Origin of the sequence: Winogradskyella litorisediminis (assembly GCF_042675765.1) — a bacterium.
In the GTDB taxonomy this organism is placed as follows: domain Bacteria; phylum Bacteroidota; class Bacteroidia; order Flavobacteriales; family Flavobacteriaceae; genus Winogradskyella; species Winogradskyella litorisediminis.
Window position 1 is genome coordinate 835,156 of sequence record NZ_JBHTJL010000009.1, and the last position, 19,507, is coordinate 854,662.

Sequence of the window (19,507 nt, forward strand, 5' to 3'; positions counted from 1 at the left end):
TCAAAATTTACAGTCCGCCAAAAAACTTCTCCAAACCTTCAAAATCATAAGGCTTAGCAATAATTTTTTTGTTGGCATCTAACACAAAATACGTTGGCGTTGCCGCGATAGCATAAGTTTGTACAATTGGGTTTTCCCATTTACCAAGTCCAATACCATGCATAAAATCTGGATAGTTTTTAATTTCGTTAGACCATTGTTCAGTGTCTTTTTCTAAACCATAAGCCACAACTTTTGTATTAGAAACAGAGCTCATGAGTTGCTTCACTTTTGGTAACTCGTTAAGGCAATGCCCACAACCGCTACTCCAAAATACAAGCACGTAATACTTATCGCCTTTTAATTCTGAAAGCTTAACAGTCGGTCCAGTTTGAATGATAAAATCTGGGGCAATTGCGCCGAGCGAAGTGTTTTTATAGCTTAATAACTGCTGCTCTAAAATTTTATTTTCGGTTTGTTGTGCCAAAGCTAACAGGGATTTATCGGAAATGTAATTCGCCATGTCGTGATTTTCTTGGCGTTTAAATTCTTGCCAAAGCTGCTCTAATAATGGCGACTGTATATTGGCAGCTTCATCTTTTATAGCTTCGGAAATAATATCGATATGTTTCTTATAGCCTTCATTATCTTTTGCCATACCAAAAACAAAACCGTTAACACGTTCTGTAATAATACTTGAGCTTCTTAAAAATGGGTCGCTAAAATCTACATGCTTAAAAAAGTTGTTTTTTAGATTATTTGAGTAGGTGACTAAATTTTCATAAGCTGTCGGAATATAAGGTGTATTTGCCTTTATAAATTTCTGAACCATTTTACCTTCGGCCAGAATTTCGTATTGTGCTTGGGTATCTTTTAAGGTTTTAAAAATCGACCCAAAAGCAGCTTTATCTTTTCCGCCTTTAGCATAAAAATTACTAATGGTTTGGTTTACAACATCCATACTGTTAAGGTAAGATTGCCATAATTTATTTTCTGAAGATTCTGTAAAATCAACACCTTTTTCTAAACTGAATGTAAAAGTCACATCCTCATTTCCGTTATATACTAAATCAAAATTATTGTCTTCAACAGGGATTGCATATATCACCTTATAATTCCCCGCAAGGGCATCTTCTTTTAAACTAAACGAAAAATTACCTAGAGTATCTACTTCTGCCATGTTCACATAATTGGCGCCTTCTGGAGTGACGTGATACAAAAATGCACGTGTAAAATTTTCTGCAGGCGTAAATGTTCCGTTTATTTTATGTTGCGCCATCAATAAAGACGGTAAAAATAATAGTGTAAAAAGAATTTTTTTCATAAGTAAATTTTTATGTCAACCTGTGGTCACAAGAATTGCACCAATTTAAAACAAATTATGATTTTTTGGAGCGAATACTTTCAATAATAACTGTAGCTAAAATTAAGCTGCCGCCGAGAAATGTATTTAGTGTCGGTATTTCATTCAAAAACAGATACGCCAATATAATCCCAAAAACGGGCTGTGAGCTGCCAATAATTCCTGCTGTACTTGCTTTAAAATATTTGAGACTCGTCACAAACATAGTATGCCCAATAGCTGTTGTAAGTAATGCCAAAAGAATTACAAAAGGGTATTCAGTTTTAATGTTAGAACCATCCATCATGAGTAAAAATGGAATTAATAAAATGGCGATTATTGCTACTTGATAAAACATCAATGTTGTACCATGGTAGTTTTTTACATGATTTTTGAGTATTAAAATCCTAATGGCATAACATAAAGCAGAAAGCACACCAAAAAGTACGCCTTGAAGCTGACCACTTTCTAAATTAAAATCTGGTGCTAAAATGTAGATACCTAATAAAACCATTAGACCTAACACAATATGAATTGGGTCTAATTTCCCTTTAGAAAACAACGGTTCTAAAATGGCAATAATCACAGGAAATGTAAATATAGAAAGCATACCGATAGCAACATTAGAGAGCTTTAACGCATAGAAATAGGTTATCCAATGCGTGCCCATTAAAGTTGCGGCAATAAAAAAGGTCCATCGGTCTTTTTTTGTATGTACTTTTAGACTGATGCCCTTAAACAAGCAAAATACCAGCAAAAATACTGCTGCCAATGCAGAACGCCACCAGATTACAACTGGCGTTGGCAAGTCTATATATTTGCCTAGTGTACCAGATGTACTAATGAATATTGTGGCAATGGTAAGCCACAGTAAATGCTGAATGTGCGCGTTTTGTTTCATTAGATTTTCGAAAGAGCTTCAAGCGCTTGTGCTGTCGATTTAATATTATCAAATGATAAAAGCAATCGCAAACCGTTGCGCGTTTGTTTTTCTTTCATGGTACATTTTCCAGCGTTTTGCTGAACAAATTGAAGCACTTTTGTAAAACCATCGGTTTGGTAAAATGGACTTTGCTGGTCTTGGATAAAGTAACCAATTAGGCGATTTTTCTTCAAAATTAATTTTTCAATGCCCATTTTTGTGGCAATCCATTTTAGGCGAACACTATCTAATAAATCTTCGACTTGTGTTGGTAATTCCCCAAAACGGTCAATGATTTCAGATTCAAATTTTTGTAAATCTTCTTCTGTTTTTATGTCGTTAAGTTTGGTATATAAATTAAGACGCTCGGTAATATTATTGACATAATCATCAGGAAATAACAATTCAAAATCGGTATCAATAGTAACGTCTTTTACAAACTGACGTGGTTTTTTATCGTCTTTATATAGGTCAGAAAATTCAGATTCTTTAAGTTCATCGATGGCTTCATTGAGAATTTTTTGATAGGTATCAAAGCCAATTTCATTTATAAAACCACTTTGCTCACCACCCAATAAATCGCCAGCACCACGTATTTCTAAATCTTTCATAGCAATATTAAAACCACTTCCAAGTTCGGTAAATTGCTCTAAAGCCGTAATGCGTTTTCTCGCATCTGGCGTCATAGCATCATATCCTGGAGTGATAAAATAACAAAATGCTTTTTTGTTGCTTCGCCCAACACGACCACGCATTTGGTGCAAGTCACTTAATCCAAAATTATTGGCATTATTTATAAAAATAGTATTGGCATTTGGTACGTCCAAACCACTCTCTACGATGGTTGTACTAACGAGAACATCAAACTCTCCATTCATAAAAGCCAACATTAATTCTTCGAGTTTTTTTCCGTCAAGTCGGCCGTGACCAATTCCGATTTTTGCATCAGGAACGAGTCGTTGAATCATACCAGCAACTTCCTTAATATTTTCAATACGGTTATGAATAAAAAATATTTGTCCGCCACGTTGAATCTCGTAACTCACCGCATCTCTAATCGTTTCTTCATTAAATCGAATCACATGACTTTCAATAGGATGCCTATTTGGCGGCGGTGTTGTAATCACCGACAAATCTCGCGCTGCCATTAAGCTAAACTGAAGCGTTCGTGGTATAGGTGTTGCTGTTAATGTGAGTACATCAACATTTTCTTTAATAGTCTTTAATTTTTCTTTCACCGCAACTCCGAATTTCTGTTCCTCATCAACAATGAGTAAACCTAAATCTTTAAATTTTACGTTTTTATTGGCGAGTTGATGCGTACCGATGATGATGTCAACTGCACCTTTTTCAAGTCCTTCAAGGGTTTCTCGTTTTTCTTTTGCGGTACGAAAACGGTTAACATAATCAACTGTAACAGGAAAATCTTTCAAACGGGTTTTAAACGTCCGGTAATGCTGATAGGCCAAAATGGTTGTCGGTACCAAGACAGCAACTTGTTTACCATTATCAACGGCTTTAAATGCTGCTCTTATGGCAACTTCAGTTTTTCCAAAACCAACGTCACCGCAAATGAGTCTGTCCATTGGACGCTCACTTTCCATATCGGCTTTAATATCGGCCGTAGAGCTGACTTGGTCTGGCGTGTCTTCGTAAATAAAAGAGGCTTCCAATTCATGCTGCATGTGGCTATCTGGCGCGTATTGAAATCCTTTTTTAAGCTTACGTTTAGCATAAAGTTTTATAAGGTTAAAGGCAATTTCCTTAACCTTGGACTTGGTCTTTTGCTTTAACGTTTTCCACGCTTTGCTACCGAGTTTATAAACCTTTGGCGGCTTACCATCTTTACCATTAAATTTGGTAATTTTATGAAGCGAATGAATACTTAGGTACAAAACATCACGCTCGCCATACACCAATTTAATGGCTTCTTGTTTTTTGCCTTCGACATCTATTTTTTGCAATCCACCAAACTTTCCTATTCCGTGGTCAATGTGCGTCACGTAATCTCCAATTTCGAGATTGGTAAGCTCTTTGAGCGTAATGGCTTGCTTTTTGGCATAACCATTTTTAAGATGAAATTTATGATAGCGGTCAAAAATCTGATGGTCTGTATAAACCGCAATATTATGTTCCTTATCTATAAAACCTTGATATAAAGACAGCACAACGGTTTGATAATGCACTTCTTTTTCGGCATCATCAAAAATATCATGAAAACGCTTTGCTTGCTGCTCACTAACGCAGGCGATGTAATTGGTAATTCCTTCAGCATGGTTATCATTTAAATCATCAATCAATAAATTGAATTGTTTATTAAATGCTGGTTGCGGTTTTGTTTTAAAATCAATGGTTTCTTGACGCTCTAAAACGGATGCTCCAAATTCAACTGTTTTAAACTCTAAAAATTGACGTTTTAGTAATTGCGAATTACAAAACAATTCATTTGGTGAGGCATGTTTTATGTCTTCAGAAAGTGCTTTAAAAGCTTCGGTTGCTTTCTCGAAAAAATCATCAATTCTAGAAAACAATAACGATACATTTTTAGCAAATACAACCGTTTTGGGTGAAATGTATTTTAGAAAACTTTCGCGTTTTTCTTCAATAAATTTATTAGCAACATTTGGGATGATACTTACTTTTTTAATACGCTCGGTTGAAAGTTGTGTTTCAACATCGAAGGTTCTGATGCTATCCACTTCATCGCCAAAAAATTCAATTCGGTAAGGTTCATCATGCGAAAAGGAAAATACATCAATAATGCCACCACGCACCGAAAACTCACCTGGTTCAGTAACAAAATCAACACGCTTAAACTTGTATTCAAACAAAACTTCATTGACAAAGTCTGGACTTAAGTCGGCGCCAACCGAGATTTTTAATGTGTTTTTTTCAAGTTCTTTTTTTGTAACAACTTTTTCAAACAAAGCATCAGGATAAGTGACAATGACACAGGGTTTTTTACGAGAATTTATTCGGTTTAAAACCTCGGCACGCAACAATACATTAGCATTGTTGGTTTGCTCTATTTGATAAGGTCTGCGATAGCTTCCTGGATAAAACAAGACATCTGTATTGTTGATGAGTTGCTCTAAATCGTTGAGATAATATGCAGCTTCTTCTTTATCATCAAAAACAACTAAGAAAGGTTTGTCCGCAGTTTTAAAAACTTCGGCAATAACTATAGAAAGTGATGAACCAACGAGACCTTTTAAAAGGGTATTTCCTTGAGTTTTGACAATAGCATTTTGCAGATTTTGCGTTTGCAAAGCCTGTGCATAAGTTTGGGTAATTAATGTTTTACGCAATGTCCTTATTTTAAGACTGCAAATATAATTTTTTTTGAAGCCTTTTTTGTTGAAAATCTCTAATTAGAATTATATTTGCACCGACTTTAAAAACACACAGATATGTCATTTGCAGATTTATTCGAAAGCGGATTTCAAAAGCGTAACCAAGACCATTTTGCAGCGATTGTAAGAGTTGCAATGAGTGATGGCGTTATTGATGATGCTGAGAAAGCGTTTTTAGACCGTTTGGCGACGCGTTTAGATATTAATGAGCACGATTATAAAGAAATACTAAAAGACTATGCATCTCATCCAGTCAATGCACCAAATTCATACAACGAGCGTTTAGAGCGTTTATACGATTTGGCGCGTATGGTTTGGATAGATGATATTGAAGGACCTAATCAAGAAGCTTTATTACAAAAATTATGTGTTGGTTTAGGTTTTAATCCTCAAAATGTACAGTACATTGCTGATAAGGCTCTAAATTTAGTACACGATAAGGTAGATATGGAAGCTTTTATTGAAGAAATGAAAAAAATGAATCAGTAGTTACTGATGTTTTAATAACATTAAAGCGAACAGAAATGTTCGCTTTTTTTTTATGCATTTCGCATAAATTCCTCAGCCTTTTCTACCATGTTTCTGCTTCCGCAAATAAAAGGCACACGTTCGTGTAGCTCAGTAGGTTCAATATCCATAATGCGCGTAAAACCGTCACTTGCTTTACCATTGGCTTGTTCTGCTAAAAATGCCATAGGATTACATTCGTACAGCAAACGCAATTTTCCTTTTGCATTTAAAGAACTTTTCGGGTACATGTAAATTCCGCCTTTTATCATATTTCTATGAAAATCCGAAACTAAAGAACCAATATATCTCGAGGTGTAAGGTCTGTCGCCTTCTTCCATCTGGCAATATTTAATATAGTCCTTTATACCTTTAGGAAAATGAATGTAATTTCCTTCATTAACAGAATAAATATGTCCATTTTCAGGAAATTGCATATCTGGATGCGATAGATAAAATGTACCAATTGCAGGGTTCAACGTAAAACCATTAACACCATGACCAGTAGTATAAACTAGCATTGTAGATGTGCCATAAACCACATAACCAGCAGCAACTTGTTGGTTTCCTTTTTGTAAAAAGTCAGCGATAGTTACAGGTGTACCAACTGGAGTAACACGTCTATAAATTGAAAAAATAGTACCAACCGAAACGTTGACGTCAATATTTGACGAGCCATCCAAAGGGTCAATTAAAACCACATATTTGTTTTGATTGTTTTCATCCTGACTGTTAATGGCAATGAAATCGTCTTCTTCTTCACTTGCAATACCGCAAACAATATTACGTTTGGTCATGGTTTTTATAAAGGTGTCATTGGCATAAACATCTAATTTTTGTTGGTCTTCACCTTGGATATTAGTGTCGCCAGCAGCACCAATAATATCTACCAAACCTGCTTTATTTACCTCATGATTCACCACTTTTGCGGCTAATCGAATAGAATTTATAAGTCGGGAAAGTTCTCCAGAAGTGTATTTAAAATAAGCTTGATTTTCAATAATAAATTCACCTAAAGTCTGGTTTCGTTTTGACATGTGTAAAAGGAAATTGATTTAATTTCGGACAAATATCGCTTTTTTTCCCAACTATAACGTTTTCGTAAATGAAATAATTAAAACTAAATGTGCATTTAGGTTATATTTGAAATGTAATTACTAAGATTATGAACCAACCAAGACTTGCTACTAAAAAAGACATGCCTAGAGTTTACGAACTCATAGAAGAATTGGCCATCTTTGAAAAAGAACCAGACGCTGTTGAGGTTACAATAGCGCAACTCGAAAAGGATGGTTTTGGTGACAATCCAAAATTTGTTTGTTTTGTGGTTGAAGTCGACGATAAAGTAGAAGGTTTAGCCTTAATCTATACCAGATATTCTACTTGGAAAGGCGAAGTAATTCACCTTGAAGATTTAATCGTCAGTCAAGCCTCTAGAGGAAAAGGTTTAGGAAGCGTTTTGCTTGATGAAGTTGTAAAATACGGAAAAGCAAAAGGTGTTAAACGTATTTCTTGGGAAGTTTTAGATTGGAACGAACCAGCGATAAAATTTTACGAAAAGAAAGGTGCTAATGTGATGAGAGATTGGGATGTGGTGCAGATGGATGAAGCGGCGATTGATAACTACCTAGCTAAGATTTAGATGAAAATTTTCAAATTTGGTGGTGCATCTATAAAAGATGCTGAAGGCGTAAAAAACGTGGTTTCTGTGTTGCAAAAAGTAGGCTACAGTAATACGCTTGTTGTAGTTTCTGCTATGGGAAAAACGACCAATGCCATGGAAATCGTAGTAAAAAATTACTTCGATAATAAACCCGAATTGCAAAGTGCATTGCAAGACGTTTTAAAATTTCATAATGAAATTCTTCTCGATTTGTTTGAAAATGAAAGTCACGAGGTTTTCAAAAAAGTAAAGGACTTATTCAGAGAATTAGATGTTTTCTTTAAAACTAACAAATCACCAGATTACAACTATGTTTATGACCAGGTCATTGGTTATGGCGAATTAGTTTCTACCACAATTATAAGTCATTATCTTAACCATGTTGGGTTGCAAAACAATTGGTTAGATGTGCGTTCTTACATAAAAACAGATAGTTACTACCGACGTGCTAATGTCGATTGGGATGTTACACAAGCACAAATCACCAAGTCGTTTAATAAAGATATTTTAAACATCACTCAAGGTTTTTTAGGAAGCGATGCTAATAATTTTACAACCACTTTAGGTCGTGAAGGCAGTGATTATACGGCAGCCATTTTTGCCTATTGTCTCAATGCCACAAGCGTTACTATTTGGAAAGACGTTCCAGGAGTTTTAAATGCGGACCCAAGGTATTTTGAAAACGCGCAACTGCTACATCAAATCTCATACAGAGAAGCCATTGAGTTGGCCTTTTATGGGGCATCTGTAATTCACCCAAAAACGCTTCAACCTCTGCAACGTAAAGAAATTCCTCTGTATGTTAAATCGTTTTTAAATCCGCTAGATGCAGGTACAAGTGTAAGTAAAGGCAAAACAATTGAACCAGAAATTCCTTGTTTTATCGTTAAGAAAAATCAGGTATTGATTTCTTTGTCTTCTCTAGACTTTTCATACATTGTTGAAGAAAATATAAGCGAAATTTTTAGTCTTTTACATTTGTATAAAATGAAGGTAGATGTCATTCAAAATTCGGCCATCAGTTTTTCAGTCTGTTTAGAAAATACTTATAATAATCTCGAAAAATTGCTTCAACATTTAAAGGCAAAGTTTAAAGTCACATGCCATGAAAATGTTAGTCTTTACACTATTAGGCATTTTACTGAAGCTTCGATTTCAGCTTTAGAAAAAGATAAAACAGTGTTACTAAAACAATTAACTCAACAAACCGTACAAATCGTTACTAGCTAAACATTTATTACATTTGTTTTTATGTCAAAATCATCTAACACCGGACTTGTTACCGCAAAAGAAGTTGCAAAAGCTATAAACGCCGATAAATATGGCTTTTTGGGTACCTTTGCAGGTTGGATTTTGATGAAAGTTTTAAAAATTTCGTCTTTAAATAAAATTTATAACCGTAATAAACATCTAGAAAAACTCGAATTTTTAGATGGGTTGTTAGATGATTTTCAGATTAAGTTCGAAATTCCTGAGGAAGATTTAAAACGCTTACCAAAAGACGGAGCATACATTACAGTATCAAACCATCCACTTGGAGGTATTGACGGTATTTTGTTGCTAAAATTGATGATTGAGCAGCGCGAAGATTTTAAAATTATCGCAAATTTTTTGCTTCATAGAATTGAACCACTAAAACCTTACATTATGCCTGTTAATCCTTTTGAAACCAGAAAGGACGCAGCTAGTAGTATTTCGGGCTTTAAAAATGCCATTATGCATTTGCGTAATGGTCATCCGCTTGGCGTGTTTCCAGCTGGTGAAGTATCGACTTACAGAGATGGTAAACTAGTGGTTGACAGACCTTGGGAAGATGCTGCAATGAAATTGATACAAAAGGCCGAAGTGCCAGTTGTTCCAATATATTTTCATGCTAAAAATAGCAGATTATTTTACAGACTTTCTAAAATAAGTGACACGTTACGCACTGCAAAATTACCTTCGGAATTGTTGACGCAAAAACGACGTGTTATTAAAGTTAGAATAGGTAAGCCTATTTCTGTTAATGACCAAAAGGAGCATAATAACTTAAAAGAATTTTCAGATTTTATTCGTCAGAAAACTTATATGTTGTCTCGTGCTTTTGAAGACAAGTCTAAAATTTTAGATAACATTCAATCCACTTTAAAAGTGCCAAAAGCTGCAAAGCGAATTGTTACTCCAGTTAATTCTGAGTTAATGATTAAAGAGGTAGAAGATTTACGAGAAAAAGAATGTAGACTATTAGAAAGTAAAAACTACGAAGTTTTTTTAGCAACCGCTGATGAGATGCCAAATATTCTTAGAGAGCTTGGCAGACTTAGAGAAATTACTTTTAGAGAAGTTGGAGAAGGTACTAATGAATCTATCGATTTAGATAATTTTGATACCTATTATCACCATATGTTCTTATGGGATAATGAAGCACAAAAGGTGGCTGGTGCTTATAGAATGGGATTAGGTTCAAAGATTTTTGAGCAATATGGAATAGACGGTTTTTATCTTCAGGATTTATTTCGTTTTGAGCCAGAACTTTACAAGATGATGAGCCAATCTATTGAAATGGGACGTGCGTTTATCATTAAAGAGTACCAACAAAAACCAATGCCGCTCTTCTTACTTTGGAAAGGTATTGTACACACAACTTTGCGCTATCCAGAACACAAATATTTAATAGGTGGCGTAAGTATTAGTAATCAATTTTCAAACTTTTCTAAAAGTTTAATGATTGAGTTTATGAAATCGCATTATTACGATCCTTATGTGGCGCAGTACGTTCATCCTAAAAAAGAATTTAAGGTAAAGTTAAAAGATGCCGACAAAGATTTTGTTTTTGATGCGACTGAAGCCGATTTAAATAAATTTGATAAAATTATTGATGAGGTCGAACCTGGAGCACTTCGTCTTCCTGTTTTACTAAAAAAGTATATAAAACAAAATGCAAAATTAGTTGCTTTTAATGTTGACCCATTGTTTAATAATGCAGTTGACGGCTTAATGTATATTAAAATTGCAGACTTGCCAGAAAGTACGGTAAGACCTGTGATGGAGGAATTCCAAGCTGAATTAGAACGTAAATTTATGAGCAATAATGAAAAGTAAAACCACTCTTGTTTTACTTTTTATTTCATCCTTCATTTCGCACGCTCAAACTTTAAAAGGTCAAGTATTTGATGCCAAAACTAAAGTGCCTCTAGAATCTGTTTCCGTTTATTTTGATAATACCACAATAGGTACAACTACAAACGAAAAAGGAGAATTTTCTATCAGCTATAATAAAGCGGTACAATCGGACTTAATTATTTCGTTTTTGGGTTACGAAAAGCAGTACATCTCAGATTATAGAACCAAAGAAAAAGTTTTAATAGAACTTGTTGAATCGGCTGAGCAACTTGGCGAAGTAGTAATTAATACTAATGACGGCTTAACCCGAAAGCAAAAATTAAAAATCTTTAGAGCTCAATTTTTAGGGACGTCTAAATATGCTCGAAAGTGTAAAATTCTTAACGAAGATGATTTAATATTAAAGTATAATAAGAAGAGTAGACAGCTTACCGTTAGTGCCATTGCGCCACTAGAAATAGAAAATAAGGTACTTAAATATCATATAACCTATGAACTGGTAGATTTTGAAGTTATTTTTAATTATATAGAATTGTTTAAAAATGATTTTAGCGTGTATTCAACTTTTTATTCGGGTTCATCTTTTTATAAAGACGAAATAAATACTGATGATAAAAGTGTTTTAAAACAACGTCAAAAAGTTTATGAAGGCTCAATACAGCATTTTATGAGAGCTGTTTATAATAAACGATTAAAAGAGGAAAAATACCGAATTTTTAAACGTGGTTTTGGCGTCAAAGAAGCGGCTCACATTTTTGTTGAAGATACAACTGACCCTAATTATAAAAAAGTAAGTTTATCTGGTAAACTTACAGTTCTTTTTAAAGGCAAAGACCAATCTGATATTATACCAAAGACAGAAGCATTCTACGTCGACCAATATGGTAATTTTCTACCCGTTCGTGCTTTATTTTTTAATGGTGAAATGGGAAGTATGCGTGTTGGTGACACGCTTCCGTTAGATTATGGTATTTCTAAAAATTAAAAAAGCCCAAGTATGTAACTTGAGCTCTTTTTCAAAATTCATTATAAATTTTAGAACCAAGGTTTCTTACCAACTTGGTATGTGTTATAAAATTCTGCATCTGATTTTGTGAGGTAAATAATGCCTTCAATTAATCCGATTAATCCGAGTGCCCAAACCAAAAGAACACCAACACCAATACAAGATAAAATTACACCTACAACAAATAAACCAAGCATAATTCCACCTTCTGTATTATATCCCAAAATAAATTTGTGTACACCTAAAGCTCCAAAAAGTATGGCCATAATACCCGTTAATACTTTTTTATTGTCCATCACTTCCTTTGCTCCTGAGGCAAAAGTGCCTGCACTTTCTTTAGCATCGTTAGCAAATTCACTAGCTTTTTCTTTAGCTTCTTTACCAAATTCTTTGGCATCATCGGCAAATTCACTTGCTTTTTGACTAATTTTTTCGCCTGCTCTTTTAGCACTTTCTTTAGCGTCACCTATCATATCATCAAGGTCGTCATTTAAATTTTTATTGTCGTCTGACATAGTTGTTGGTTTTAATAATTAATATTTAGTTAGCTCTTAAAATTACAAAAAAACAAATCAAAATTATTTAAAGGCAGCATCAATTGGCTCCCATAATTCAATTTTATTGTTTTCATTGTCAAGTATCCAAGCAAACTTTCCATACTCATAGGTCTGCATATCACCAACAATTGTTACACCTTCTTCTCTTAAAGTTTTTATAAGAGATTCTAAATCTTCAACTCTATAGTTAAACATAAAGTCTTTTTTTGAGGGCTCAAAATAGGTTGTATCATCCTTAAATGGACTCCATTGTGTCGATGCATCTTCGCCTTTTTTGTCTTTCCACCAAAAGGTGCAACCGTAATCGTCGGTATTAAAACCAAGATGTTTGTTATACCAATCTTTTGAAGCTTTTGGGTCTTTAGATTTAAAGAATAATCCGCCAATGCCTGTTACGCGTTTTTTCATTTATTTTTAATTTACTTGTGCTGAATTTATTTCAGTATTTAAGAATCTCAACAATTGACATTCTATTTATTATTTTTAATAACATTTTCATAAATGGCAATCCATTCGTTAACCGTCATTTTTCCTAATAGTTCCTTAATCAAATCATAAGGAATATCATCTACTTTTTTAAAACGGACACAACTTTTACCCATGTCTAATTTGTACCTAGCATGCTTTGGATATTCTTCAACAAACCAATCGTAAAGTTCTTTTTTAGCATACAACCCTGAATGGTAAAGCGCAATAAAGTTTTTCTGTGAGGCAAGATTGACAAAGGGTAATGGAGGAAATGGCTTACAGTGATAACCAGCTGGGTAAATTGATTTTGGAACAAAATAAGCTAACATACCGTAACTTATACCAGCTTCTAAACCTTCTGGCATGTTGTCTTTAATAAGGTTATGCAGTTTTGTAACAGCAGCTTTTCTGTCGTCAGGAAGCTGGCTGATATAGTCTTCTGGTGAATCTGCTTTGTATTGCATGAGGATTGATTTTAGTCTTCCTCTAAATTAGCAAAAATTTGCTTTAATTTTATTTACAATGGTTTGCGCTAATTTCTCTTTGCTTTCTTTGGTCCAACCTGCAACATGTGGACTTAGAATTACATTTTTAGCTTTAATTAAATATTCAAATGCTTCTGGCATTTTTTCTGAAGTAAATAGATTTTCAAATGATGATTTTTCATATTCCAAAACATCTAAACCTGCACCAAGGATTTTACCCGTTTTTAACCCTTCAACCAAGTCTAAAGTCACCACGCTTTTACCACGTGCTGTATTAATAAGCCAAAACGATTTTTTAAACCCATTAATAAATGCTGAATTTACCATGTTAATCGTTGAAGGTGTTTGCGGCGTATGGAGGCTTAATATATCTGCTTTTTCTTGTAAGTCTTTAAGTGAAACTTGTTTACAATTAGCATCTCCAACATCTGGTTTAATGTCGAAACAAAACACCTCTACATCAAAACCACGGACTTTTTTGGCAAAGGCTTTTCCCATGTTTCCATACCCAATTAAACCAATTGTTTTTCCATCTAATTCAACACCACGATTATCTTCTCGTAGCCATTTGCCATTTCGGACTTCGGCATCCGCTTTGTTGAGTTTATTGAATAGTGAAAGTAGCATTGCTAAACTGTGTTCACCAACAGCGTTTCGGTTGCCTTCTGGCGCATTAAAAAGCGAAATACCTTTGCTTTCGGCATAATTACAATCTATATTCTCTAAACCAGCGCCGACTCGACCGATAAATTTTAAGTTGGTTGCAGCATCTAAAAAAGCTTTATCTATTGAAAACCGACTACGAATAATAATACCATCATAATCTGAAATCTTTGCTTCAATTTCAGCTTTAGAAGATGTGTAATCTTCATGGTTGGCAAAGCCTAAATCATTGAGTTGATTTATTAGTAAGTCGTGGTTGCTGTCTATGTGGAGTATTTTCATAATTGGCCAATCTTAATCTTCCCTAAGGGAAGAAACTGTTGTGACGTAAAATACGTGAATTCTATAAATAATTTTTTAGATGTATTGATTTTTCCTTTAGCGGAAATTCTCTGGATTCAGCGAAGCTAAATGTCTGGAGGATAATGGGGGCTTTATATCCAAGGATATTCCGTTTGTGTCATTTCATCTTCAACATTTCCTGTGTGTGCGGTGTCCAATTTTTCAAATAAAAGTAAATGCACTTCTTCGTCATTTTTTGTTGAAGGATTATGTTCTACGCCTTTTGGTACCACAATGATTTCCCCTTCTTTTACAACTTCAGTGCGGTCGCGAAATTGCATGTATAGCGTGCCTTTTACAACTTGAAATAATTCGTCTTCATTCTCGTGACTATGCCAAACAAATTCGCCTTTAATCTTAGCTAAAATTACTTGCATGTTATCAACTGTGGCAATACGGTGCGGGTGCCATTGTTTGGAAAATTTGCTGTGCTTTTCTTTGATGTTTATGGGTTTCATAATACAAAGTTATTAAATTATGAGATACTGAAACAAGTTCAGCACTACAAGACATTTTAATTAGATACCAAGTATCATTTTAGAAATCATCAAATAAATAATAATTCCAAAAATATCATTGCTTGTTGTGATAAACGGACCAGTAGCAATGGCTGGGTCAATACCGCGTTTATGCAGAAAAAGCGGAATAAATGTGCCAACTAATCCAGCGACGATAATCACGGCAATTAGTGATATAGAAATAGCAAGTGCAAATAGTGTATCGGACTTAAACAGTGCTACAAACACGAATAGAAATACTGAGAGTACGACGCCATTAAGTGCTGCTAAAAGCATCTCTTTTATTAATCGGTTGTTGATGCTTCCCTTAACATCATCATTGGCTAAACCTTGTACAATAATGGCGCTCGATTGTACACCAACATTTCCTGCCATTGCGGCAATTAGTGGTGCAAATAGAAAGAGGACTTTAAACTCTTCTGCTAAGCCACTTTCAAAAAAATGCATAATTACGTAAGCACCAATTCCACCAACCAAACCTAAAAATAACCACGGTAATCGTGCGCGCGTGAGTTCTAAAATGCTATCGTCTGCTTCAACATCTTGCGTAATACCAGCCGCGAGTTGGTAATCTTTATCGGCTTCTTCTTTTAACACATCAACGATATCGTCTATGGTAATTCTTCCCAAAAGTGTTTGCTCATCGTCAACAACTGGTATGGCTTCCAAATCGTATTTCGCCATTATTTTTGCAACGTCTTCGGCATTATCTTTAACATTTACAAAGTCAACATTGTCTTTGGCAATGTCTGATATTTTTTCTTCGCTTTTTGCGGTTATTAAATCTTTAAGTGACAGGCGTCCAATGAGTTTTTCTTCTTTACTCACTACGTAAATAGAATGTACACGAGACACATCTTTAGCTTGTCCTCTAATACGTCTTAAACATCCTGCAACAGTCCATGTACCATAAACCTTTACTAACTCTTTAGCCATTAGACCACCGGCTGTATCTTCATCATAGGCAAGAAGTTCTTGTATTTCTGCCTTGTGTTCTTCGTTTTCAATTTGAGATATTACAGCCTCTTGACGCGATTCGGGAAGTTCTGCAATAATATCTGCCGCATCATCAGTATCGAGTTCTTCAATCTCCTCGGCAATTTCTTTTGTCGATAGATTTTCAAGTATTTTTTCTCGAACATCTTCATCGAGCTCGGTAATGATATCTGATGTGGTTTCGCTATCTAAAAGCTTAATGATATATATGGCTTCTTCAAAATCTAGCTCGTCTAAAATTTCGGCAACATCAGCATAATGAAAATCGCTAAGCAATAGTTTAAGCGCTTTATCATCTTGGGATACGATGTGTTGGCCAACTTGCTCTAAGAGCTCGTCAGTTACCTGAAATTGTATGTTGTCTTGAAGTTCTTCCATCTAAATTTAAATCGTTCAAATTAATACATTTCGACTGCGCTCAATGTGACAATAGAAGTTTAATTTGAATTTTTACTTAACGTTATTTTCAATCAAAGTTGTTAACTCAATAAATTGCGCTACGCTTAATTGTTCTGGACGTTGTCCAAAGATAGTATTTGCTTTTAAATTATCTGAAAGATTAAAGATTTTTAAACTATTTCTTAGTGTTTTTCTGCGTTGCTGAAATCCTGTTTTTACGACTCTAAAAAATAATTTTTCGTCGCAAGGTAAACTGAAATTTTCTTTTCGCTTTAATAATAGCACGCCAGAATCTACTTTTGGTGGTGGGTTAAAAACGCTTGGCGGCACAGTAAATAGATACTCAGCATCATAAAATGCTTGGGTCAATACAGAAAGGATACCATAAACTTTACTGCCTTCTTTAGAGCAAATACGTAAAGCGACTTCTTTTTGAAACATCCCTGAAAATTCTGGTATTTGCTCGCGCATCTCTAATGTTTTAAAAACAATTTGAGACGAAATGTTGTACGGAAAATTGCCAATTATCGCGAAAGGTTTTCCTTTAAACACTAGGTTTAGGTCGTAACGCAAAAAGTCCTTTTCATAAATTCTGTTAGCTAAATGTAAATAGTTATTTTTTAGATATTCAACTGATTCAGTGTCTATTTCAACGACATGCGTTGTTGTCTCTTTTTCTAACAAATACTTGGTTAAAACGCCCATTCCTGGACCAATTTCTAACACATCGTCGTAACCTTTTAGAGAAAGCGTATCTGCTATTTTTTTGGCAATATTTTCATCTTTTAAAAAATGCTGCCCAAGATGTTTTTTTGCTTTTACGCTCATTTTTAATTTGTAAGTAAAAAGTTATAAGTAGAAAATTGCACTACTTTTTATTTGAAGTTCACCGCATACTCATCGACAATTTCTAGTTCAGTTCTAAACGCTAACATTTTATCAGCGAATTTCTTTAAACCTTCTTGACGTAGAGCTTCGGCATCTTCTGCATAGTATAAATCGAGAGCTTTCCTTGAATATGAACGGTACTGAATAGAATAGGTTTGTCCGCCCATATCTTCTTCTACCATGACTTTTGAAAAAGTTGCACGGTCAAATTTACCAGTTGATAATACCTTTGGTATGTGTTCTTTTATCCAAATTAACCATTCGTCATGAACGGAATCGTCTATGTTTACGGTGACGTTATAAATAATCATACTTAAAAAAAATCCAATAAAAGCTAAATTCCAAATTTCAAATTTAAAAAATAGCGATTGCTGTTAATTCTACAAAAGTAGTGCTTTTGAAATTTTGAGTTTAAGATTTGAAACTTTAATTGATAGTATCTCCTCGAAGCATTCTAAATTTCTTTCGGGCTTCGACAAAATAGATACTGTCTTCGTGATTAAAAATAATTTTTTCGTAAAGTTCTTTGGCTTCTTCAGGCTTTGCTAATTGATTGACGTAAAGTTCGGCCAAATAGTAATACGCATCATCAATAAAGATATCTTCACGATAATCTGCTATGATTTTTTTGTAATTGGCTGCGGCTTTTTCAAACTGATTTTGCTTTTCAAATAGTTTGGCTTGCGTAAATAAAGTTTGGTCCGTAATACTTTCGCCATTATGTTCTGTCAGCACTTTGTCTAAAAGCTTTATGGCGTCTGCTGTTTCATTTTGAAATGCTAATAAATCGGCTTTTGCATAATATTTTAACGCAGTTTGTGTAGTGTCATCGTACTTATTATCGGAGATAAGTAATTTTAAATCGAGAGCGTCATTGGCGATAAGTTGCGATGTCGACGCTTTAAGAACTTTAAGTTGCGATTCCGCCCAATCGAAATCACCCTTGTAATAGCTTGTTTTTGCAATTTTAAAAGCTGCCTCTTGCGCAATGGTGCTATTTTTTAAATTAGTTTTAATCTGAGTGTAAAAAATTAAGGCCTCATTGAATTTTTCTTGAAGTACTAAAATATCTGCCAATTTTAATTTAACTAAAGCTTCTTGATATGGCGAAATATCTAATTTATAAGATTTTTTTAAAAAGTCTGAAGCTTCTTTTGGTTGATTGAAACTAAAAGCTAAGAATTGACCGTAAGCCAATTGCAACGAAAGCGTTAGCTCTTTTTTTCCATAGGTTTCAAATAATTCTAAATACCGAGAATTAATTTTGTCCAATGTTTTTTTATCAGCATTTTCGGTATCCATTTCTAAAATAGACTGATGCGCTAAAAGTAAAACGTCTATATTTTGAGCAGTTTCTATAATGTAATTAAAAATATTTTTTGCTGTATCAACGTCTCTATCATCTCGTGCGGTAATTGCCAAATCTATTATACGGTCTAAACTTTCGGGATTACGTTTATAAAGTGCCTTTTCTTGAATAAACGATTTGTTATATTGTTTTTCTTGCACGTATAACCAGCTCAATAATTCGTACCAATGCGGTTCAGGGTTTGTCTGTATGCGTTTTAATAATAAAACTCTTAGCGATTTATTGTCTTCATTATCTTTGTTTTCGGATATAAACTGACTAAGATTTCGTTTTATGTTGTTAAGTGTATTAGGTTTGTAAGCGATGTATCCCAAATAACTTTCAAACATGTTTTTCACTTCTCCTAAATCTCCATAAATACGAGCTAATTGGATGCTGAAATCTTTATCTGGCATTAGCTCTTTAGCTTTTTTGTAACTCTCAACAGCTTGTGGTAAAAGGGAATGTTTTTCAAAACGTTGCCCAACACCATAAACATTTGTAGGTTTTAAATCTATAGAATTTATGGCTTCTTTGTAAAATTCTTGGGCTTTTGCTACGCTATCCATAAGTTGATAGTTGTAGCCAATTTCTACTAAAAAGATTGGGATTCTTGTTTTTTCGATTCGTTTTTCTAAAATTAAACGAGCCTCATCATACTGTTCTAGTTGTTGATGAGTATCAATCATTTTGTAAATATAGTTGTAAGAGTATGGCTTGGCCTCGTATAGCTTTTTGTAAACCAAAAGAGCTTTACCAAATTCACCTTTTTTAAAATACTCATCGCCAATTAAAACTTGCTTTTGCTCTTTACTTTGTGATAAAACCGAAACCACGCAAAACATAGCAATAAGAAATGATAAAATGTATTTTTTTGACTGCATAAGTGTAAATATAGCAAATGGAAACCTGAGATATTGTAAATACAATCATAAAAAAACGCCTTAAGGATTTAGGGCGTTTTTAATT

The 19,507-nt window shown here is 34.3% G+C and carries 18 protein-coding genes; 5 read left to right on the plus strand and 13 right to left on the minus strand.

Annotation, left to right across the window (positions count from 1 at the left end; genetic code table 11):
- Window positions 1–7 precede the first annotated feature (7 nt).
- Genes ACFQ1Q_RS06020 through mfd form a run of 3 tightly spaced genes read right to left on the minus strand, consistent with a single transcriptional unit; the run spans window position 8 to window position 5,551 of the window.
- Window positions 8–1,303: a TlpA family protein disulfide reductase gene (locus ACFQ1Q_RS06020; RefSeq protein WP_386128980.1), complete on the minus strand. Its 1,296-nt coding sequence runs from the start codon at window positions 1,301–1,303 to the stop codon at window positions 8–10.
- 55 nt (window positions 1,304–1,358) lie between these two features.
- The gene (locus ACFQ1Q_RS06025) at window positions 1,359–2,222 is read right to left on the minus strand and encodes a DMT family transporter (RefSeq protein ID WP_386128982.1); all 864 of its coding nucleotides are present in this window, start codon (window positions 2,220–2,222) and stop codon (window positions 1,359–1,361) included.
- Window positions 2,222–5,551: a transcription-repair coupling factor gene (gene mfd / locus ACFQ1Q_RS06030; RefSeq protein ID WP_386128984.1), complete on the minus strand. Its 3,330-nt coding sequence runs from the start codon at window positions 5,549–5,551 to the stop codon at window positions 2,222–2,224. Before mfd ends, ACFQ1Q_RS06025 begins: the two co-directional genes overlap by 1 nt.
- Window positions 5,552–5,653: 102 nt before the next feature.
- On the opposite strand from mfd, the gene ACFQ1Q_RS06035 reads away from it, so the two are divergent.
- Window positions 5,654–6,085: a tellurite resistance TerB family protein gene (locus ACFQ1Q_RS06035; protein WP_386128986.1), complete on the plus strand. Its 432-nt coding sequence runs from the start codon at window positions 5,654–5,656 to the stop codon at window positions 6,083–6,085.
- Between the two features lie 50 nt (window positions 6,086–6,135).
- Here the strand turns inward: ACFQ1Q_RS06035 and fbp are convergent, their stop codons facing one another.
- Window positions 6,136–7,140: a class 1 fructose-bisphosphatase gene (gene fbp / locus ACFQ1Q_RS06040; RefSeq protein ID WP_386128988.1), complete on the minus strand. Its 1,005-nt coding sequence runs from the start codon at window positions 7,138–7,140 to the stop codon at window positions 6,136–6,138.
- Between the two features lie 128 nt (window positions 7,141–7,268).
- Here fbp and ACFQ1Q_RS06045 point away from each other — a divergent pair, with 128 nt between their 5' ends.
- From ACFQ1Q_RS06045 to ACFQ1Q_RS06060, 4 genes are read left to right on the plus strand one after another with little or no spacing between them, the layout of a single operon-like run.
- Window positions 7,269–7,745, plus strand: a complete 477-nt coding sequence (locus tag ACFQ1Q_RS06045; RefSeq protein ID WP_386128990.1) for a GNAT family N-acetyltransferase — start codon at window positions 7,269–7,271, stop codon at window positions 7,743–7,745.
- Window positions 7,746–8,996 (plus strand): aspartate kinase, encoded by a 1,251-nt coding sequence (locus tag ACFQ1Q_RS06050; protein ID WP_386128992.1) that lies wholly within the window; start codon window positions 7,746–7,748, stop codon window positions 8,994–8,996.
- Window positions 8,997–9,017: 21 nt separating this feature from the next.
- Window positions 9,018–10,847 carry a GNAT family N-acyltransferase gene (locus ACFQ1Q_RS06055; RefSeq protein ID WP_386128994.1) on the plus strand — a complete coding sequence of 610 codons (1,830 nt, stop codon included), beginning with the start codon at window positions 9,018–9,020 and terminating at the stop codon, window positions 10,845–10,847.
- Entirely contained in the window at window positions 10,837–11,853 is a 1,017-nt protein-coding gene (locus tag ACFQ1Q_RS06060) for a carboxypeptidase-like regulatory domain-containing protein (protein ID WP_386128996.1), read from the plus strand. The genes ACFQ1Q_RS06055 and ACFQ1Q_RS06060 overlap by 11 nt, the downstream gene beginning before the upstream one ends.
- Before the next feature lie 50 nt (window positions 11,854–11,903).
- On the opposite strand, the gene ACFQ1Q_RS06065 is transcribed toward ACFQ1Q_RS06060, so the two are convergent.
- The 9 genes from ACFQ1Q_RS06065 to ACFQ1Q_RS06105 form a co-directional block, all read right to left on the minus strand.
- Entirely contained in the window at window positions 11,904–12,389 is a 486-nt protein-coding gene (locus ACFQ1Q_RS06065) for an NINE protein (RefSeq protein ID WP_386128998.1), read from the minus strand.
- A 63-nt stretch (window positions 12,390–12,452) separates the two neighbouring features.
- Entirely contained in the window at window positions 12,453–12,839 is a 387-nt protein-coding gene (locus ACFQ1Q_RS06070; protein WP_386129000.1) for a VOC family protein, read from the minus strand.
- 62 nt (window positions 12,840–12,901) lie between these two features.
- The gene (locus tag ACFQ1Q_RS06075) at window positions 12,902–13,363 is read right to left on the minus strand and encodes a DUF1801 domain-containing protein (RefSeq protein ID WP_386129001.1); all 462 of its coding nucleotides are present in this window, start codon (window positions 13,361–13,363) and stop codon (window positions 12,902–12,904) included.
- Window positions 13,364–13,390: 27 nt separating this feature from the next.
- On the minus strand, window positions 13,391–14,329 hold the full coding sequence (locus ACFQ1Q_RS06080; RefSeq protein WP_386129003.1) for a 2-hydroxyacid dehydrogenase: 939 nt from the start codon (window positions 14,327–14,329) through the stop codon (window positions 13,391–13,393).
- Window positions 14,330–14,481: 152 nt separating this feature from the next.
- Window positions 14,482–14,847 carry a cupin domain-containing protein gene (locus ACFQ1Q_RS06085; RefSeq protein WP_386129005.1) on the minus strand — a complete coding sequence of 122 codons (366 nt, stop codon included), beginning with the start codon at window positions 14,845–14,847 and terminating at the stop codon, window positions 14,482–14,484.
- A gap of 60 nt (window positions 14,848–14,907) precedes the next feature.
- On the minus strand, window positions 14,908–16,281 hold the full coding sequence (gene mgtE, locus ACFQ1Q_RS06090) for a magnesium transporter (protein WP_386129007.1): 1,374 nt from the start codon (window positions 16,279–16,281) through the stop codon (window positions 14,908–14,910).
- Between the two features lie 72 nt (window positions 16,282–16,353).
- Complete coding sequence (gene rsmA, locus ACFQ1Q_RS06095; protein ID WP_386129008.1) at window positions 16,354–17,130, minus strand: 16S rRNA (adenine(1518)-N(6)/adenine(1519)-N(6))-dimethyltransferase RsmA; 777 nt, start codon at window positions 17,128–17,130, stop codon at window positions 16,354–16,356.
- Window positions 17,131–17,177: 47 nt separating this feature from the next.
- Window positions 17,178–17,501 carry a DUF4286 family protein gene (locus tag ACFQ1Q_RS06100; RefSeq protein ID WP_386129010.1) on the minus strand — a complete coding sequence of 108 codons (324 nt, stop codon included), beginning with the start codon at window positions 17,499–17,501 and terminating at the stop codon, window positions 17,178–17,180.
- Between the two features lie 115 nt (window positions 17,502–17,616).
- Window positions 17,617–19,422 carry a tetratricopeptide repeat protein gene (locus tag ACFQ1Q_RS06105; protein ID WP_386129012.1) on the minus strand — a complete coding sequence of 602 codons (1,806 nt, stop codon included), beginning with the start codon at window positions 19,420–19,422 and terminating at the stop codon, window positions 17,617–17,619.
- Window positions 19,423–19,507 lie beyond the last annotated feature (85 nt).

Coding starts and splice junctions, on each gene's coding strand:
- ACFQ1Q_RS06105 (WP_386129012.1), bottom strand. CDS start 19,422: ATGCAGTCAAAAAAATACATTTTATCATTTCTTATTGCTATGTTTTGC.
- ACFQ1Q_RS06075 (WP_386129001.1), bottom strand. CDS start 13,363: ATGCAATACAAAGCAGATTCACCAGAAGACTATATCAGCCAGCTTCCT.
- ACFQ1Q_RS06100 (WP_386129010.1), bottom strand. CDS start 17,501: ATGATTATTTATAACGTCACCGTAAACATAGACGATTCCGTTCATGAC.
- ACFQ1Q_RS06080 (WP_386129003.1), bottom strand. CDS start 14,329: ATGAAAATACTCCACATAGACAGCAACCACGACTTACTAATAAATCAA.
- ACFQ1Q_RS06085 (WP_386129005.1), bottom strand. CDS start 14,847: ATGAAACCCATAAACATCAAAGAAAAGCACAGCAAATTTTCCAAACAA.
- ACFQ1Q_RS06025 (WP_386128982.1), bottom strand. CDS start 2,222: ATGAAACAAAACGCGCACATTCAGCATTTACTGTGGCTTACCATTGCC.
- ACFQ1Q_RS06050 (WP_386128992.1), top strand. CDS start 7,746: ATGAAAATTTTCAAATTTGGTGGTGCATCTATAAAAGATGCTGAAGGC.
- ACFQ1Q_RS06035 (WP_386128986.1), top strand. CDS start 5,654: ATGTCATTTGCAGATTTATTCGAAAGCGGATTTCAAAAGCGTAACCAA.
- rsmA (WP_386129008.1), bottom strand. CDS start 17,130: ATGAGCGTAAAAGCAAAAAAACATCTTGGGCAGCATTTTTTAAAAGAT.
- ACFQ1Q_RS06060 (WP_386128996.1), top strand. CDS start 10,837: ATGAAAAGTAAAACCACTCTTGTTTTACTTTTTATTTCATCCTTCATT.
- ACFQ1Q_RS06065 (WP_386128998.1), bottom strand. CDS start 12,389: ATGTCAGACGACAATAAAAATTTAAATGACGACCTTGATGATATGATA.
- fbp (WP_386128988.1), bottom strand. CDS start 7,140: ATGTCAAAACGAAACCAGACTTTAGGTGAATTTATTATTGAAAATCAA.
- mgtE (WP_386129007.1), bottom strand. CDS start 16,281: ATGGAAGAACTTCAAGACAACATACAATTTCAGGTAACTGACGAGCTC.
- ACFQ1Q_RS06045 (WP_386128990.1), top strand. CDS start 7,269: ATGAACCAACCAAGACTTGCTACTAAAAAAGACATGCCTAGAGTTTAC.
- ACFQ1Q_RS06055 (WP_386128994.1), top strand. CDS start 9,018: ATGTCAAAATCATCTAACACCGGACTTGTTACCGCAAAAGAAGTTGCA.
- ACFQ1Q_RS06020 (WP_386128980.1), bottom strand. CDS start 1,303: ATGAAAAAAATTCTTTTTACACTATTATTTTTACCGTCTTTATTGATG.
- ACFQ1Q_RS06070 (WP_386129000.1), bottom strand. CDS start 12,839: ATGAAAAAACGCGTAACAGGCATTGGCGGATTATTCTTTAAATCTAAA.